This is a genomic window from Streptomyces sp. NPDC048484 (genome assembly GCF_040651415.1).
In the GTDB taxonomy this organism is placed as follows: domain Bacteria; phylum Actinomycetota; class Actinomycetes; order Streptomycetales; family Streptomycetaceae; genus Streptomyces.
This window is the reverse complement of sequence record NZ_JBEZJY010000025.1, coordinates 119,751-136,178: the sequence shown is the minus strand read 5'-3', so window position 1 is coordinate 136,178 and position 16,428 is coordinate 119,751. Positions and strand designations below refer to the sequence as shown.

Below are 16,428 nucleotides of genomic sequence, written 5' to 3'. Positions count from 1 at the left end.
TTAGTGACGAATGATGTGTGGGTGAATCAAGGTGATTCCCGGGTGACTCCGGTGTGCCGGAAGATAGACTTGTTCCGTGCGGAAGATCTGTTCCGCACGGAAATTCGGTGTGCTCATGGGAATGAACAACATGGATGGGACTGAATGGGCGTGATCGCGTTCATGAGGCTGAGCGGGCAGGCGTGAAGCGGTTGTTCGCGATGTGTTTGAAATGGCCGCGTGAAAGGGTGCAGAGCAGCACGGCATGATCCGCGTGGCTCCCACGCGGATCACGGGTAACGCGGCTGTATAGAGCCCATTCAGGCCCTTCTGAGTCCCCCGTGTCGTGGTGCAACTGAGCCGTCCCCACGAGCCCAGTGGAATGCAATCCGAATTGTTTCGGTGTGCTCATGAACGGGTCAAGGGCGTTTCGGCCTATGGCGCTTTTTCGCCGTTCGATGCTTCAACAGCCGAACCTCTGAATGACCCCGTCCGTCCCTGCGGCCGGGGAACTCACTCATGGACAGTGCATGCGTCGTTGCATATTCCACTTCTGAAGGGTGCGCCATTCGGTCGCGGGGACATGACAAAAAGTGGGTTCGATTTCCCTTTACGATTACCGTGGAATTGCGGCCGCTTTTCCACCGTGTGACGGAACCGGATCGGCGGCGCCCCGCGCCTCGGCCCCCGGCTCCCGTCCCCCACATCCGTTCAGCTCGTGGCACCGGGGGGGATGAGTGCGACCTCGCACGGCGGATACCTTTAGGGCGTGCAGCCAGCAAGTGAACCCCCTCAGAGCACGTCCGGTCCGCAGAGCACGTCCGGTCGTCTCCACCGGGCGCGTGCCCTCTACCGGAACGTCTCCAAGCGCAGGACCGCCTGGCTGCTGCTCAAGGACACGGTGAACTCGTGCGTCGAGTACCGGATCCTCGGACTCGCGGCGGAGGCGGCGTTCTTCACCCTGCTGTCCGTGCCGCCGCTGCTGCTGAGCATGCTCGGCCTCCTGGGCTACGTGGACGACTGGACCGGCGCCGACACCATCGCCAGTGTGGAGACCAACCTCCTGGAGGCCTCCCGCACGGTCCTGACCGACAAGGGCGTCGCACAGATCGCCGAGCCGCTCCTGCACGACGTGATGGAGGGCGGCCGGCCCGACGTCATCTCCCTCGGCTTCCTGTTCGCCCTGTGGTCCGGCTCGCGCGCGGTGAACGTCTTCATCGACACCATCACCGTGATGTACGGCCTCGACGGGGTGCGCGGCATCGTCAGGACCCGGCTGATGGCCTTCCTGCTCTTCCTCGTGGCCCTGCTGATCGGCTCGGTCGCCCTGCCGCTGATGGTCGCGGGCCCGGACGCGGTGGTGAACGTCGTGCCGTGGTCGGCGACCGTCGTCCAAGTGCTCTACTGGCCCGTCGTCATCGTCCTGTCCGTCGTCTTCCTGACGACGCTCTACCACGTGTCGGTCCCGGTGCGTTCACCGTGGATCGAGGACGTGCCCGGTGCCCTCGTGGCGCTCACCATGTGGGTGCTGGGCAGCCTCCTGCTGCGCATCTACCTGACGAACACCGTCGAGGGCCCCACGATCTACGGCTCGCTGGCCGCGCCCGTCGCCGTACTCCTGTGGATCGGTGTCTCCGCCTTCGCCGTGCTGGTGGGCGCCGCCGTCAACGCGGCCATCGACCGCGTCTGGCCGGCCGCCGCCACCGCAGCCGCCCGCGCCGTCAACGAGCGGCTGCGTGCCGAGCAGGCCGCCGACCTCGTGGCCCGCGCGGCGGCGGCGCGGGCGGCGCATGCCGAGGACGGCTACGACGACCCCGACGACCCGGACATGCCCTCCGAGTTCCCGGAGCGCTGGTCCCGCTTCCTGCCCCCGGAGGACGTGACCTCCCGGCTGCGGACCCATGCCAAGACCACGCCCAAGAACGGAGACGAGACACCCCCGCCGCAGTGACCGCGACGGGGGCGCCAGAGGGATCCGGGGGAGTCGGGGACTCGGGAGAGCCGGGGACTCGGGAAGTCAGGAGAGCCGGAGACTCGGGAGAGCCGGGGACTCGGCGGAGACCCGGGGAAGCCGCGGAGACCCGAGGGCCTCAGACCTTCCACACACCGGCCGCCGCGTGCTCCCTCGCGAAGTCCGCGAAGTCACGCGGCGCCCGGCCCAGTACCTGCCGTACGACGTCCGTGGTCTGCGCGTTGTGGCCGTCGAGCAGCCCGTCGAAGACCGCCTCCATGAACGCGACCTCCTCGGCCGGCAGCCCGAACCCGGCCAGGATGGCGCCGTACTCCTTCGTCGGCACCGGCACGTACCGGATCTCCCGGCTCGCCGCGCCGGAGATCTCCGCCATGGCCTCCCCGAACGACAGCAGCCGCGCCCCCGTGATCGCCAGCGTCCGCCCCACGTACGAGGAGTCGGTCAGCGCCCGCACCACGACCTCCGCGAGATCACGCGTGTCGATGAACGGCACCGGCACCTCACCCGCCGGAAAGACGAACTCACCGCCGCGCACCCCCTCGAGCAGCAGGCCCTCGCTGAAGTTCTGGAAGAACCAGTCGGCCTGCACGACGGTCCACTCGGTGTCCGACTCGCGCAGCGCCCGCTCGGTCGGCTCCGCCTGGCGCTCACCGCGCGCCGACAACAGCACCAGACGGCGTACGCCGAGTTCCCGGGCCCGCCTGGCGAAGGCGCCGACGTTCTCGGCCGCGCCCGGCGCGCCGACGTCCGGCGCGTACGCCAGATACGCCGCGTCGGCCCCGCGCAGCGCCCCGTCCCACGTCGAGGAGTCGTACCAGTCGAAGCGCACGTCACCACTGCGCGAAGCGGCCCGTACGCGGAACCCCGCGGCCCTCGCCCCCTCCGCCACCTGACGCCCGGTCTTCCCCGAGGCCCCCGTCACCAACACCGTCTCGTTCCGCGTGTTTTCCGTCATGAATCCAGTCAACGGCCCCTCTGCGCAAGGGAACATCGCTGAACCTCTCGTTCCCATAAGTGGGCGTCTAGGCTGGGTCCATGGACGCACTCGCAGGGCTTCTTGAGGGCCCACGCGCGCGTGGGGCCTTCATGATCCGGGCGTGCTTCGAACCGCCCTGGTCCATCCGGATCGAGGACCGCGCCCCCCTCACCGTCATGCTGATGATCCGCGGCGAGTCCTGGATCACGCCAGAGGCCGGTGAGCCCGTGCGGCTACGGGCCGGCGACCTCGCCATCGCGCGCGGCCCCGATCCGTACACCTGCGCCGACGACCCCGCGACCCCGCCGATCGCGGTGATCCTGCCGGGCCAGGAGTGCACGTACCCGGACGGGCGCTCGATGCGGGGCACCATGGATCTCGGCGTCCGCACCTGGGGGGAGCGGCTCGACGGTTCCATGGTGATGCTGATCGGTACGTACCCGGTGCAGGGCGAGGTGAGCGGCCGGCTCCTCGACGCCCTGCCGCCGGTGCTGACCCTGCCCTCCGAGGTGTGGGAGTGTCCGCTGACCCCGCTGTTCACCGAGGAGATCGTGCGCGACGAGCCCGGCCAGGAGGTCGTCCTCGACCGGCTGCTCGACCTGCTGGTCATCACCGCGCTGCGGGCCTGGTTCTCCCGCCCGGAGGCCGAGGCGCCCGCCTGGTACCAGGCTCTCGCCGACCCGGTCGTCGGCCGCGTGCTGCGGCTCCTCCAGGACGACCCGGCGCACCCCTGGACGGTCGCCTCCCTCGCCACGAAGGCCGGTGTCTCACGGGCCGCGCTCGCCCGCCGTTTCAGCGAACTCGTCGGCGAGCCCCCGATGACGTACCTGACCGGCTGGCGCCTCGCCCTCGCCGCGGACCGGCTGCGCGACACCGGCGACACCCTGGAGGCGATCGCCCGCAAGGTCGGCTACGGCAGCGCCTTCGCCCTGTCCAGCGCCTTCAAACGGGTCTACGGAGTCAGCCCGCAGGAGCACCGGACGAGAGCGGCGTAGCCTTTCTGTCCGTGGTCGAGATGCCTGTGGTCGAGCCGTACGCCGAGGTGTCGTCGGAGCCGTCGAGGCAGCCGGCGCCGTACAGGGAACGGGCGTCGCGGCTCACCGACGCCGTCGTGTGGACCCGTACCGCCGTGCCCGGTGACGCCGCCCCGGTGCTGCCCGACGGGTGCATGGACCTGCTGTGGACCGAGGGGCGCCTGTTCGTCGCGGGACCCGACACCCGCGCGTACGCGGGGAACGCGCCCGGGGGCGCGAGACGGTACGCGGGCGTGCGCTTCTTTCCCGGAACCGCGCCCTCCTACCTCGGCGTACCCGCTCATGAGCTGCGCGACCGGCGCGTCGACCTCGCCGATCTGTGGAAGGGGGCCGAGGTGCGGCGGCTGACGGAGCGGGTCGACGCGGCGGCGGACCCGTCGGCTGCCCTGGAAGCGGTGGCCCTGGGCCGCGCGGCCCAGGCCGGGCCGCCCGACGCGCGGCTGCGGGCCGTCGTCACGGCCCTGTCCGCGGGCCGGTCCGTCGCCTCGACCGCGGACGAGGTGGGCTGGAGCGAGCGGCAGCTGCATCGTCGTGCGCTGGCCGCCTTCGGATACGGCCCCAAGACCCTGGCCCGCGTCCTGCGGTTGCAGCGGGCCCTGCGGTTGGCCCGGGGCGGGGTGGCTCCGGCCGATACGGCTGCCGCCGCGGGATATGCCGACCAGGCCCATCTGTCCCGCGAGGTGCGCGAGTTGACGGGGACACCGTTGGGCGAGCTGCTTCGCCGTTGAGCCTGAGCCGCTGGGCCTTGGCAACCGGGCAACCGGAAAGAACCGGACAACCGGCTCAGGGGTTCCGTTCGAGAGGACTGACACTGCCACGAACACAGCGGCACGAACACCGCAGCACTCAAGGGGCGCTGCCGTCGAGGTGTGCGAAGAGGTCCACTCCGTTGCCGTCCGGGTCGTGGACGACCGCGTACCGCATGCCCCAGGGGGCGTCGAACGGCTTGAGTTCCGCCTTGTGACCTGCGGCCGTCAGGCTCTCGTACGTGGAGTCCACGTCCCAGGGGCTGTCGCACAGGAATGCCAGACCGATCCGGCCGCCACTCGTCGGCGGGCTCCATTCGGGGTGGAACGAACGGACCGTCTCCTCCGTGTCGAGCGCGAAGCGCAGGCCCCCGGGAAGTTCCGCCTCGACGTGCGGCGCGCTCTCGGCCCCCTCGGGGAACTCAAGGCCGAGGCGGCGGTAGAAGGCGAGCGAGGCGGCCATGTCGGAGACGACGAGACCGACGAGGTCGAATCGGGGAGTGGGCCGGGCAGTGGGTCGAGGAGCGGGTCGTGGAATGGGTTGAGGGGTTTGTGGAGTCATGGGATCACCGTAGGGAGCGCGGCGGGCGCGGGTCTTGAACGAATCGGACGTCCACAGTCGGGAACTCCACAATCGCGAACTCCACGTCGAAGACCCGTGAGGGCGGCCCGCACGTTCGTACGGCCATGCCACGCAGATCAACAGGCGGCGGTACTCGAACGCACCACCAACCGTGTCGACAACTCCGTCCGCGTCCCCTCGGGCCGCTCACCGGCCATCATCCGCACCAGCAGGCGCAGCGCAGCGGCAGCCATCTCGGACAACGGCTGGCGGACGGTCGTCAGGGCCGGCGAAGCCCAGTGGGCCTCGGGCAGATCGTCGAAGCCGACCACACTGACGTCGTCCGGCACGGACAACCCCCGCTCGGCGAGGGCACGATACGCACCGAGGGCCATCCGGTCCGAGCAGACGAAGACGGCCGTGGGCGGCTCCGGCAGATCGAGCAGCTCCAGCATCCTGCGGTGCGCGGAGACCTCGTCGAAACTGCCGTGGCGCAGATACTCGGGCCGGTGGCGCAGACCGGCCGCCGCGAGCGCCGAGCGGTAGCCGGCGACGCGCTCGTTGCTGCACATCTTGCGGCGGTAGCCCGCGATGACGGCGATGCGTTCGTGGCCGAGGGAGAGCAGGTGCTCGGTGGCGGTGACTCCGCCGTGCCAGTTGGCCGCGCCGACCGAGACGACACCCGACGGCGGTTCGAGCACCGGGTCGATCAGCACGAACGGGATGCGGTGCTGGTCCAGCCAGGCGTACTGGGACGGGGTCAGCTCGGCGAGGTTGAACAGCACCCCGGAGGAGCCGCGGGTGGAGAGCTTGTCCAGCCAGCCGTGTTCCGGACGGCCGCCCCGGGTCCGGGTCAGTCCGGCCGAGACCACCACCCCCAGGCCCGCGTCGTGCGCCGCCTCCTCCACTCCGTGCAGGATCGCGCCCGACCAGGAGCTGTCCAGCGAGTGCACGACGAGATCGACCAGGCCCGGTGACTTCACCGCGTCGAACCGGGGTCTGCGCACATAGCCCAGCCGGTCGAGCGCCTCCGTGACCCGGCGGCGGGTCTCCGGTGCCACGTCCTCACGGCCGTTGACCACCTTCGAGGCCGTGGGTACGGACACCCCTGCCTCGCGGGCGACGACCGCGAGGGTCGGCCCCGCCACACTCCCGGTACGCACCATGGAGCCCACCTCTCCGGCCCTGTCCCGAGGGCCCGCGAAAGTTTCGGATAGAAAGCGCTTCCTACAGTAAGGCCGCCCCAACTCGCCGTGGAAGAGCGGTACTCGATGGAATTCCACAGAGCCGAAACTCTCGAAATATCGAACGCGCAGGTCGTGGGTGATCCGGGGCGGACGACACGCCCGACTTCAGCCTGTCGGGGCTGCGGGACAGGGAGGTTCTGTGATGCGGTGGAGGTGCGGTTCCCGTTACGTGAGGAGAGGGTTCGATGGCCGAAGATCCTGTGGTGGCCGAGCGTCCGGTGGCGGCCGAGGATCCTGTGGTCGGCACCCCTTACGGTGCCGTGCGAGGCCGTTACGAGAACGGTGTCGCCGTCTTCCGGGGCATCCCCTACGCGGCGCCGCCCTTCGGCCCCCGCCGCTTTCGGCCGCCCGTCCCGCCCGAGCCCTGGAGCGGGGTGCGCGACGCGGGTGCGTTCGGGCCGACACCTCCCAAGCCGCCGTACTCCGAGCCCTTCGCGAAGCTGCTCTCCGACCCGGTGGTGCCGGGCGACGACTGCCTGAACCTGAACGTGTGGACACCGGCGCCGGATCCGGGCGCCCGGCTTCCGGTCATGGTGTGGATCCACGGAGGGGCGCTGACCCGGGGCTCGTCCGCGATGCCGGTGTACGACGGCCGGCCCTTCGCCCGCGACGGGGTGGTGTTCGTGTCCCTCAACTACCGCCTCGGCGTGGAGGGGTTCGGCCTCTTCCCGGACGCCCCCGCCAACGTCGGCCTGCGCGACCAGCTCGCCGCGCTGGAGTGGGTACGGGACTCGGTCACGGAGTTCGGCGGTGATCCGGACCGGGTGACCGTCTTCGGCGAGTCCGCCGGAGCGATCAGTATCGGGGCGTTGCTGGCGAGCCCGCGCGCCCAGGGGCTGTTCCGGCGGGCGGCGCTGCAGAGCGGGCCCCCCGAGGTGACGGAACGGGACAAGGTGCGGCGCGTGGTCCGGCGGATGGCCGCCCGGCTGAAGATCCCGGCGACCGCCCAGGCGTTCGCCGCCGTCGACCGGACCGCCCTGGCCGAGGCACAGGCCGAGACCGGCCGCCGTGCCAGCCCGGTCACCGGCGGGCCCGCCTTCGGGATCGTCGTCGACGGCGATCTGGTGCCGCGCGACCCGATGGAGGCGCTGACCGAGGGCGGCGTCGCACAGGACGTGGAGCTGCTGCTGGGCTGGACCAGCGAGGAGTACCGGCTGTGGCTCGCGCCGACCGGGCTCATCGAACGCGTCGACCGGCTCGGCGCGGTCGCCCTGGCCGGGGCGATGGCCCGCTGCCGCTGCGGGCCCGAGGTGCCGCGCGGCTACCGGCTGGCGCATCCCGGGGCGAGCACCGCCGATCTGGTGGGGCAGATGGTCACCGACTTCCTTCTCCGTGTGCCGCTGCACCGCCTCGCGGACGCGCACCGGGCGCGCTCGCACGTCTACGAGTTCGGCTGGCGGTCGAACGTGCCCGGCCTCGGGGCGTGCCATGCCCTGGAGCTGGGTTTCGTCTTCGACACGGCCGATGTGCCCGAGGCGGCGAAGCTCGCGGGGCCGGGGGCGCCGCAGTCCCTGGCCGACGAGATGCACTCGACGTGGGTGCGGTTCGCCGTCACGGGTGATCCGGGGTGGCCGGCGTGGGACGACACGCATCCGGTACGGGTCTTCGGGGCGGGTGGGCCTGCGGTCGTGCGGGGGCTTCGGGACCGGGAGATCGGTTTGTGGCAGGCGGAGTCGGCTCCCGCGGGGGGCGCGGGGGCCGGCCCCGTGTCACCGAAGCCGGGTGTGGTTCCGATGTCGGTGGTGCGGCGGCTTCGGAGGTCCGGGGGTGTGCGGGGGGAGTGACGCCTGCGGGTCGTGTGTGGCTGGTCGCGCAGTTCCCCGCGCCCCTAAACGATTGCGCCGTTCCCCGCGCCCCTAAGGCGGCTGCTCCGTGCCCCGCGCTCCTGAGGGACTGCGCCGTTCCCCGCGCTCCTGAACCTCAGGGGCGCGGGGCTGTGACATGTGCGGCTCCGCCACGGGGCGCTCAGGGGGAGCTCACGGCAGGGTCCATTTCTGGTTGGCGGCTGTGTGGCAGGTCCACAGGTGGACCGGGGTTCCGTCGTTCCAGGTGCCGCCGGAGGCATCCAGGCACTTGCCGGACTGCGGGTTGCGGACGGTGCCGTCGGGTTGGGCGGCCCAGGTCTGCGCACCGCTGCCGTTGCAGGTCCAGAGCTGGATCTTGGTGCCGTCGGCGGTGGCTCCGTCGGAGACGTCCAGGCATTTGCCGAGGGCGCGCAGCGTGCCGTCGGTGGAGACGGTCCACTTCTGGGCACCGGAGCTGTTGCAGGTCCAGATCTGGACCTTGGTGCCGTCGGCGGTCTGGGCGTTGTCGATGTCCAGGCACTTGCCGTTCACGCCCTTCACCTCACCCGAGCGGGGCCCGGGCTCCTGCCCGCCACCGCCACGCTTGACGCGGACGTTGCGGAAGGACACGTCGTCGCCGTCCCCGTGGTTCTGGATGCCGATGTGCCCCTGCCGCAGGCTCCGTACGGGATCGGTGTTGGTGAAGTCGTTGATCTTGCGGCCGTTGAGGAAGATCTCCAACCGCTCGCCGGTGACCCGGAGTTCGTATGTGTTCCACTCGCCCGGCGGATTCAGCGCGGCGTCCCGTGCGGCGAGGTCGGCGGACTTGAAACCGTAGACGGAGCCCGTGGTGTGGTCGGCGGTGTCGGTGGCGTCGATCTGGATCTCGTAGCCGTTGTCCACCGCGGACCACGGGTCGTCGGAGGCCGGGAAGCCGATGTAGACACCGGAGTTGTCGTCCCCGGCCATCCGCCAGTCGAGCTTGAGGGAGTAGTCGCCGGTGAACTCCTGGGCGTTGTACCAGAACAGCCCCATCCCGCCCACCGAGGTGAGCGTGCCGTCCGCGAGGCTGAACTGCCCCGGCCCCGCCTGCTTCCAGCCGCTGGTGGACGAGCCGTCGAACAGCGGTGTGTAGCCGGTCTCCGGGCGGCAGTCGGCGTCGGTCATCCCGGCGGCCCAGCGGATCCCGCCGAGGAGGTGTCGCCGGAAAGCGGGATCGGCGTACGACTCGGCGGTGTGCCCGCCGCCGGTGTAGAAGGCCCGGCCGCCCTGGTAGTCCTTGCACCAGGCGATCGGGTGGTCGCCGGACATGTTCCCGCCCGAGTAGCTGGACTCGTCGAGCGAGGCCAGCACGTGAGCGGTGGTGCGCGGGTTGGTGCGGTAGTTGTACCACTCGTCGGTGCGCTGCCAGGTGCTGCCCAGGTGGGCGGTGGCGTCGTGCGCCCGGTCCTCGACCTTGACGGTGGCGGACTGGATGGCCGGGTGCGAGTGGAAGAGCGCGCCGGCCAGACCCTCGTAGAACGGCCAGTCGTACTCGGTGTCGGCGGCGGAGTGGATACCGACGTATCCGCCGCCGCCCTGCACGTAACTCTCGAAGGCCGTCTGCTGGGCGGCGTTCAGCACGTCACCCGTCGTCGACAGGAAGACGACGCCCTTGTACTGGGCGAGATTTCCGGTCGTGAAGGTCTGTGCGTCCTCGGTGGCGTCCACGGTGAAGTTGTTCGCGCTGCCGAGGCCGCGCAGGGCCGCGATGCCCTCGTCGATCGAGTCGTGGCGGAAGCCCGCCGTCCTGGAGAAGACGAGGATCTTGTACGCCGGGTCGGCCGCCGCCCGTGTTTCCGTGCTGACCGTCTCGGTGGCGGACGCGGTGGCGGACCGGGTGACGGACTGGGTGCCGGATTGGCTCACCGTGCCGGGCAGTGCCGTCGAGGCCTGCGGGGCCAGGCAGAGCGCGGCGCCGGTGAACAGGCCGATGCCCGCTTTCAGACAGGTACGCATGTAGCTACGCATGGTCGGTCTCCTCCCTCCTACGGCAGGGTCCATTTCTGGTTGGCGGCTGTGTGGCAGGTCCACAGGTGGACTGCGGTTCCGTCGTTCCAGGTGCCGCCGGAGGCATCCAGGCACTTGCCGGACTGCGGGTTGCGGACGGTGCCGTCGGGTTGGGCGGCCCAGGTCTGCGCACCGCTGCCGTTGCAGGTCCAGAGCTGGATCTTGGTGCCGTCGGCGGTGGCTCCGTCGGAGACGTCCAGGCATTTGCCGAGGGCGCGCAGCGTGCCGTCGGTGGAGACGGTCCACTTCTGGGCGCCGGTGCTGTTGCAGGTCCAGATCTGGACCTTGGTGCCGTCGGCGGTCTGGGCGTTGTCGATGTCCAGGCACTTGCCGTTCACGCCCTTCACCTCACCCGAGCGGGTGGTGTCCCCGGAGGTGGTGAAGGAGAACTCGTCCAGGTCGAAGAGCGCGCCGCTGCCGCCCTTGAAGACGAGGTGGAGGGAGGTGGGGCCGACGGGCTGGTTGCTCAGCGTGGCGGTCACGTCCTGGAAGGTCTCCCACCCGCCGGTCACCGGCACGGTCGTCGTGCCGAGCAGGGTGCCGGTCGTCGATCCGGCGCGGACCTCGATGGTGCCGCCCGCACCGGCGGAGGAGACCCGCGCGGTGAACCGGGTCGCGTTGCCGAGGGCGTACGGCTGGAAGGAGATCCAGTCGCTGTTCTCGATGTTGCCGACGGTCTTGCCGCCGTGCGCCGGACCGTGGGAGATGACGTCGACGCCGGACGAGGCGCCGTAGTGCTCGCCCTGCCGGTGGCTGGGCTGGACGACGCGCTGGTCGTGCGTGGTCAGCGCGGGCTGTCCTGCGGCGCCCTTGTCGGTGTACTCGGCGTCGAGCACGCCGAATATGTTGGCGTTGGGGTCGTGCTCGCCGTCCGCCAGGGTCTGGAGGGTGCCGGTGCACCCGGTGGCGGAGGTCTGCGGGTGGCCGTGACTGTCGTGTCCGACGATGAAGGTGACCTTCACCTTGGTGCAGTCGATCGTGCCGTCCGTGCCGTCCTCTGGGTCGGTCACCGTCACCTTGAACGGGATGGCGTCGCCGAAGTCGTGGATGCTTCCGTCCAGCGGCAGGTCCAGTCGCACGGTGGGTGCGGTGTTCCCCACTGTGATCTGCACGGAGGCCGTCGCGGACTTGCCGGTGGTGTCCGTGACTTTCAGCGTGGCCGTGTACTGGCCGTTCGTCGTGTAGGTGTGGGAGGGGTTGGCGGCGGTGGAGGTGGCGCCGTCTCCGAAGGTCCAGGCGTAGCTGATGGCGTCGCCGTCCGGGTCGGTGCTGCCGGCCGAGGAGAACGGGACGGTCAGGGGCGCCTTGCCCGAGGTGACTCCCGCCTTCGCCTGCGCGGTCGGGGCGAGCCCGTTGGTGACATGGTCGATGCGGTACAGCGCGGAGTTCTCGTCACCGTTGAAGTAGCCGGTGCCGTAGTCGAGCACGTACAGGGCACCGTCGGGGCCGAAGGCCATGTCCATCACCTGGGTGCCGCTCCAGGGGAAGGAGTTGATGGACTGCACGGTGCCGTCGGCGCCGGACTCGATGCGCTTGATCCAGCGCCGGCCGAACTCCCCTGCGAAGAAGTCACCGTCGTACTCCTGCGGGAACTTCACCTCGGAGGTGGAGCCGGCGTCGTAACGGTAGACCGGGCCGCCCATCGGGGACTCCGACCCGTTGCCGAACTCCGGAACGGACGCGCCGTCGTAGGGGATCCAGGCGGGCTGGACGGCAGGCAGGTCGGTCAGACCGGTGTTGCGCGGTGAGTTGTTCGTGGGCGCCGCGCAGTTGAAGGCGGAGCCGGAGGCGCCGGTGGCGAAGTTGTAGTCGATGTAGGCGTCGTTGTCGCCGGTGCAGTACGGCCAGCCGTAGTTGCCGGCCTTGGTGATCCGGTTGAACTCCACCTGCCCGCCGGGTCCGCGCGTCGGGCTGGCGGTGCCGGCGTCGGGGCCGTAGTCGCCGAGGTAGACGATGCCGGTGGGCTTGTCGACGCTCATCCGGAAGGGGTTGCGGAAGCCCATCGCGTAGATCTCGGGACGGGTCTTCGCGGTGCCGGCCGGGAAGAGGTTGCCGCCCGGGATCGCGTACGAGCTGTCGGCGTTGACCTTGATCCGCAGGACCTTGCCGCGCAGGTCGTTGGTGTTGCCCGCGGAACGCTGGGCGTCGAAGGCGGGGTTGCGGGTGGCACGCTCGTCGATCGGGGTGTAGCTGTCCGAGGAGAACGGGTTGGTGTCGTCGCCGGTGGACAGGTACAGGTTTCCGGCCGCGTCGAAGTCGATGTCGCCGCCCACGTGGCAGCAGATGCCGCGGGAGGCGGGCACGTCGAGGATCTTCTTCTCGCTGCCGAGGTCCAGGGTGCCGTCGGTCTTCAGGACGAACCGGGACAGCCGGTTGACCCCGTCGAAGGGGGCGAAGTCGGCGGCGGTGCCGTCGGACGGGGCGTCACCGGCCGGAGTGCTCAGTTTGGGCGCGTAGTAGAGGAAGACGTACCGGTTGGACGCGAAACCGGGGTCCACGGCGACGCCCTGCAGACCTTCCTCGTCATGGCTGTAGACGTCCAGTTTGCCCGCGACGGAGGTGGTCCCCGCGGCGTTCGTCAGCCGGAGCGTGCCGTCCCGGGCGGTGTGCAGGACCGAGCGGTCCGGCAGCACCGCCAGGGTCATGGGCTCGCCCGTCTCGACCACCCCCTTGGCGAGCGTGACCTGCTGGTACTCGACGGCGGCAGCGGCCTTGGGTTCGACGGGCGGATCCGCCTGGTGGGCGGTGGCCGGGGACATCGGCAACAGACAGCCGAAGGCGCAGGCCATGGCGGTCAGCAGACAACGGACACGTCTGTGTCTGAGCGGTTTCATGCGCACAGAGGTCTCCCAGAGTGGGGTGGGATGACAGCAGTCCTCGCCGGACTGCCAAGCGGTGCACAGGCGCGCGCCGTCGCGCCGTCATAGCCGGTCACGGCTCTATGACCGGTTCATTTCAAGTTAGGAAGCTAGCGACCTTTGTCGAACTTCGTAACCCATACCGCGCAGATTCCCGACACTTTTCCCAGACCCGGGACAAAGTAGGTCCCGCCCCCGTTCAGGGGGCGTTCCGTCAGGGTCGCGGGGCTGCGTCGTGACGCGGCCCCGCCGCGTGGCCGCGCCCAGCCCCACCGACCCGCAGGTCTCCCACCGACCCGCAGGTCTCTCACCGGCCCGCCCGCCCCCCCCACGACGGATCCCACCCCACCCTCCCGGCGGAGCCCTACGCGCCGAGGGCGGTAGCGATCCGCGCGACCGCCTCCGGCCCCACCCGACAACACCCCCCGATCAACCGCGCCCCACCCTGCTCCCAGCCAATGACCTGCTCCGGGGCGAAGGTGGAGTGCCCTCTCCAGGCGCGAGCCCCCGCATCCCAGGTCTCGCCGCTGTTCGGGTAGACAACGACCGGCTTGCCGGTGACACGCGCCGCGGTCGCCACCGCGGCGTCCGCGTCCTCGGGGGCGCAGCAGTTGACACCGACCGCGATCACCTCATCGGCATCGGCGGCCACCGCGAAGGCCTCCTCCAACGGCTGCCCGGCCCGAGTCCGCTCACCGGCGACGCTGTACGACAGCCACGCCGGTACGCCGAGTCCGCGCACCGCCCTCAGCAGCGCCCGCGCCTCGTCGGCGTCCGGCACGGTCTCCAGGGCCAGGAGGTCGGGACCCGCCTCGGCCAGTACCTCCATGCGGGGCCGGTGGAAGCGTTCCAGCTCGACCACGCTCAGCCCGTACCGCCCCCGGTACTCGGAGCCGTCCGCGAGCATCGCCCCGTACGGGCCCACCGACGCCGCCACCCACAGCGGCCCGCGCACGCCCTTCGCCCCGGCCTGCCGGGCCGCCTCCCGTGCGAGTTCGACGCTCAGCGCGAGGAGTTCGGCCGCCCGCTCCTCGGAGACGCCGCGCCTGGCGAAGCCCTCGAAGGTCGCCTGGTAGCTGGACGTGATCGCCACACTCGCGCCGGCCTCGAAGTAGGCGAGGTGCGCCTCGGTGATCGCCTCCGGTTGTTCCATGAGCAGCCGCGCCGACCACAGCTCGTCGCTCAGGTCGTGCCCGGCCGATCTGAGCTGGTTGGACAGACCGCCGTCGAGGACGACCGTGCCGGTGGCGAGAGCTTGGGCAAATGGGGACGAGGTGCTGATGGTCATGCTACGACGCTAGTCGAAGCACGGACGGTAACCCGCCTCACGAGACGGTCTCCTCCCACAGGGCGGTGCTGTGCGCGTCGGTCAGGGCCAGGATCCGGTCGAGGGCGTCCTCGGCCGGCATCGGCCCCAGCCGACGGCCGTCGCGCAGCCGAAGCGCCACCAGGTCGTCGGCGGCCTCCTTCCCGCCGATCACCGCCTGGTAAGGGGCCAGGCGGGACTCCCGGACACGGGCCCCGAGGGTGCCGCGTTCCGGTTCGGCGATCTCGGCCCGCAGCCCTCGCTCGGCGCAACGGCGGGTCAGGGCGACGGCGTTCGGGAGCTCCGCCGCCGAGACCGGCAGGACCATCAGCTGGGTCGGGGCGAGCCAGCCCGGGAAGGCTCCGCCGTGCTGCTCCAGGAGCAGGGCGACGGCCCGCTCCACGCTGCCGATGATGCTGCGGTGCACCATGACGGGCCGGTGCTTGGCACCGTCCGCGCCGACATAGCGCAGGCCGAACCGCTCGGGCTGGTGGAAGTCGATCTGCACGGTGGACAGGGTGGACTCCCGCCCCGCGCTGTCGGCCACCTGGACATCGATCTTGGGCCCGTAGAACGCGGCCTCGCCCTCGGCCGCCTCGTACGGCAGCCCCGAGTGGTCCAGGACCTCGGTCAGGAGCGCGGTGGACCGTTGCCACAGCTCGGGCGCGGCGACGTACTTGCCACCCGGGCCCGGCAGCGAGAGCCGGTAGCGGGCCGGGGTGACGCCGAGTGCCTCGTACGCCCGGCGGATCATCTCCAGCGCCGCCCCCGCCTCGTGCGCCACCTGGTCCAGGGTGCAGAAGATGTGCGCGTCGTTCAGCTGGATCGCGCGCACGCGGGTGAGCCCGCCGAGTACGCCGGACAGCTCGGAGCGGAACATGCCGCCCAACTCCGCCATGCGCAGAGGCAGTTCGCGATAGCTCCGGGACCGGGAGCGGTAGATCAGCGCGTGATGCGGACACAGGCTCGGCCGCAGCACGACCTGCTCCGCGCCCAGGTCCATCGGCGGGAACATGTCCTCGCTGTAGTGCGACCAGTGGCCCGAGATCTCGTACAGCTCGCGCTTGCCCAGCACGGGCGAGTACACGTGCCGGTAGCCCGCGCGCCGCTCCTCGGAGCGGATGTACTCCTCCAGGGTGTGCCGTACGGCCGCGCCGTCGGGCAGCCAGTACGGCAGCCCCGCGCCGATCAGCGGATCGGTGTCGAACAGCCCCAGCTCGCGACCGAGTCTGCGGTGGTCGTGCCGTGGGTGGTGGTTGTTGCCGTTGCCGTTGGGGCTGCCGTTGGGGTTGGCGTTGCCGTTGGTGTTCATGGTGGCGGTCTCCTCGTGGACGGGAGGCATCCAGGCGAGTGACCACGTACGCCGAAGCCCCGGGGCACTCGCCCCGGGGCTTCCGACTAACTCATGGGTCAGCGCGCCGGGACATTCTCCGGCGTCGTCGTCATCTTGGCGCGCTTCATGGAGGGGACCGTAGCAAGGGTGCCGGGGAACCCGCACAGGGTTTTCCCGCCGCATCGCGCGCGACCTGGGCCTCTTCGACCGCTGAGGCCACCCACGGGTGTGGCGGCGCGCTCATCCGGGGCCGATGACAAAACTCGGCCGTCGATGTTTGTCTCCTGAGTTCTTGCCGGTTCGCTCCCGACCCGTTGACCTCCCGGTGACACGCCCTTACCTTTTCGGCGTTCGGAATGACAGATGTTGTGCGAAGTGTCGAACATTTCTGTTGGCTTTTGTGCCCCCACCCCCGAGAGGCAGTCAGCATGAGCCGCGACGACCTGCCCGAGACTCCGAGCCGCAGAACGGCGCTGAAGGGAGCCCTGGCCGCAGGGGCCCTGCTGACCGTTCCCGGCGTGGCCCAGGCCCACGCGGTCTGCTCACGGTGGGCGCGGACGCGGACAGTGACCTGATGGACCC

At 70.5% G+C, this 16,428-nt stretch carries 12 protein-coding genes; 5 read left to right on the top strand and 7 right to left on the bottom strand.

Annotated elements, in window-relative coordinates; all coding sequences use genetic code 11:
* The first annotated feature begins 748 nt into the window (after positions 1 to 748).
* Positions 749 to 1,930 carry a YihY/virulence factor BrkB family protein gene (locus AB0D14_RS25385; RefSeq protein WP_362782964.1) on the top strand — a complete coding sequence of 394 codons (1,182 nt, stop codon included), beginning with the start codon at positions 749 to 751 and terminating at the stop codon, positions 1,928 to 1,930.
* Between the two features lie 139 nt (positions 1,931 to 2,069).
* Here the strand turns inward: AB0D14_RS25385 and AB0D14_RS25380 are convergent, their stop codons facing one another.
* Positions 2,070 to 2,906: an NAD(P)H-binding protein gene (locus tag AB0D14_RS25380; RefSeq protein ID WP_362782961.1), complete on the bottom strand. Its 837-nt coding sequence runs from the start codon at positions 2,904 to 2,906 to the stop codon at positions 2,070 to 2,072.
* A gap of 80 nt (positions 2,907 to 2,986) precedes the next feature.
* On the opposite strand from AB0D14_RS25380, the gene AB0D14_RS25375 reads away from it, so the two are divergent.
* Together AB0D14_RS25375 and AB0D14_RS25370 are read left to right on the top strand one after the other, a co-directional pair.
* A complete protein-coding gene (locus AB0D14_RS25375) occupies positions 2,987 to 3,922 on the top strand; it encodes an AraC family transcriptional regulator (protein ID WP_362782958.1) in 936 nt (311 codons plus the stop codon).
* 20 nt (positions 3,923 to 3,942) lie between these two features.
* Positions 3,943 to 4,689 carry a helix-turn-helix domain-containing protein gene (locus tag AB0D14_RS25370; RefSeq protein WP_362783021.1) on the top strand — a complete coding sequence of 249 codons (747 nt, stop codon included), beginning with the start codon at positions 3,943 to 3,945 and terminating at the stop codon, positions 4,687 to 4,689.
* A gap of 118 nt (positions 4,690 to 4,807) precedes the next feature.
* On the opposite strand, the gene AB0D14_RS25365 is transcribed toward AB0D14_RS25370, so the two are convergent.
* Together AB0D14_RS25365 and AB0D14_RS25360 are read right to left on the bottom strand one after the other, a co-directional pair.
* A complete protein-coding gene (locus tag AB0D14_RS25365; protein ID WP_362782955.1) occupies positions 4,808 to 5,269 on the bottom strand; it encodes a VOC family protein in 462 nt (153 codons plus the stop codon).
* Between the two features lie 137 nt (positions 5,270 to 5,406).
* Positions 5,407 to 6,435: a LacI family DNA-binding transcriptional regulator gene (locus AB0D14_RS25360; RefSeq protein ID WP_362782952.1), complete on the bottom strand. Its 1,029-nt coding sequence runs from the start codon at positions 6,433 to 6,435 to the stop codon at positions 5,407 to 5,409.
* Positions 6,436 to 6,701: 266 nt separating this feature from the next.
* On the opposite strand from AB0D14_RS25360, the gene AB0D14_RS25355 reads away from it, so the two are divergent.
* On the top strand, positions 6,702 to 8,300 hold the full coding sequence (locus AB0D14_RS25355) for a carboxylesterase family protein (RefSeq protein WP_362782950.1): 1,599 nt from the start codon (positions 6,702 to 6,704) through the stop codon (positions 8,298 to 8,300).
* A gap of 192 nt (positions 8,301 to 8,492) precedes the next feature.
* Here AB0D14_RS25355 and AB0D14_RS25350 read toward each other — a convergent pair whose 3' ends face one another.
* The 4 genes from AB0D14_RS25350 to thrS all read right to left on the bottom strand — a co-directional run bounded on the left by AB0D14_RS25350 (position 8,493) and on the right by thrS (position 15,855).
* Positions 8,493 to 10,298 carry a ThuA domain-containing protein gene (locus tag AB0D14_RS25350; protein WP_362783018.1) on the bottom strand — a complete coding sequence of 602 codons (1,806 nt, stop codon included), beginning with the start codon at positions 10,296 to 10,298 and terminating at the stop codon, positions 8,493 to 8,495.
* Between the two features lie 29 nt (positions 10,299 to 10,327).
* Positions 10,328 to 13,108, bottom strand: a complete 2,781-nt coding sequence (locus tag AB0D14_RS25345) for a PQQ-dependent sugar dehydrogenase (protein WP_362783015.1) — start codon at positions 13,106 to 13,108, stop codon at positions 10,328 to 10,330.
* 463 nt (positions 13,109 to 13,571) lie between these two features.
* A complete protein-coding gene (mmuM, locus tag AB0D14_RS25340) occupies positions 13,572 to 14,495 on the bottom strand; it encodes a homocysteine S-methyltransferase (RefSeq protein ID WP_362782947.1) in 924 nt (307 codons plus the stop codon).
* A 37-nt stretch (positions 14,496 to 14,532) separates the two neighbouring features.
* Entirely contained in the window at positions 14,533 to 15,855 is a 1,323-nt protein-coding gene (thrS, locus tag AB0D14_RS25335; protein ID WP_362782945.1) for a threonine--tRNA ligase, read from the bottom strand.
* A gap of 419 nt (positions 15,856 to 16,274) precedes the next feature.
* Between thrS and AB0D14_RS25330 the strand changes: the two genes are divergently transcribed.
* Complete coding sequence (locus AB0D14_RS25330) at positions 16,275 to 16,421, top strand: twin-arginine translocation signal domain-containing protein (protein WP_362782942.1); 147 nt, start codon at positions 16,275 to 16,277, stop codon at positions 16,419 to 16,421.
* Positions 16,422 to 16,428: the final 7 nt, after the last annotated feature.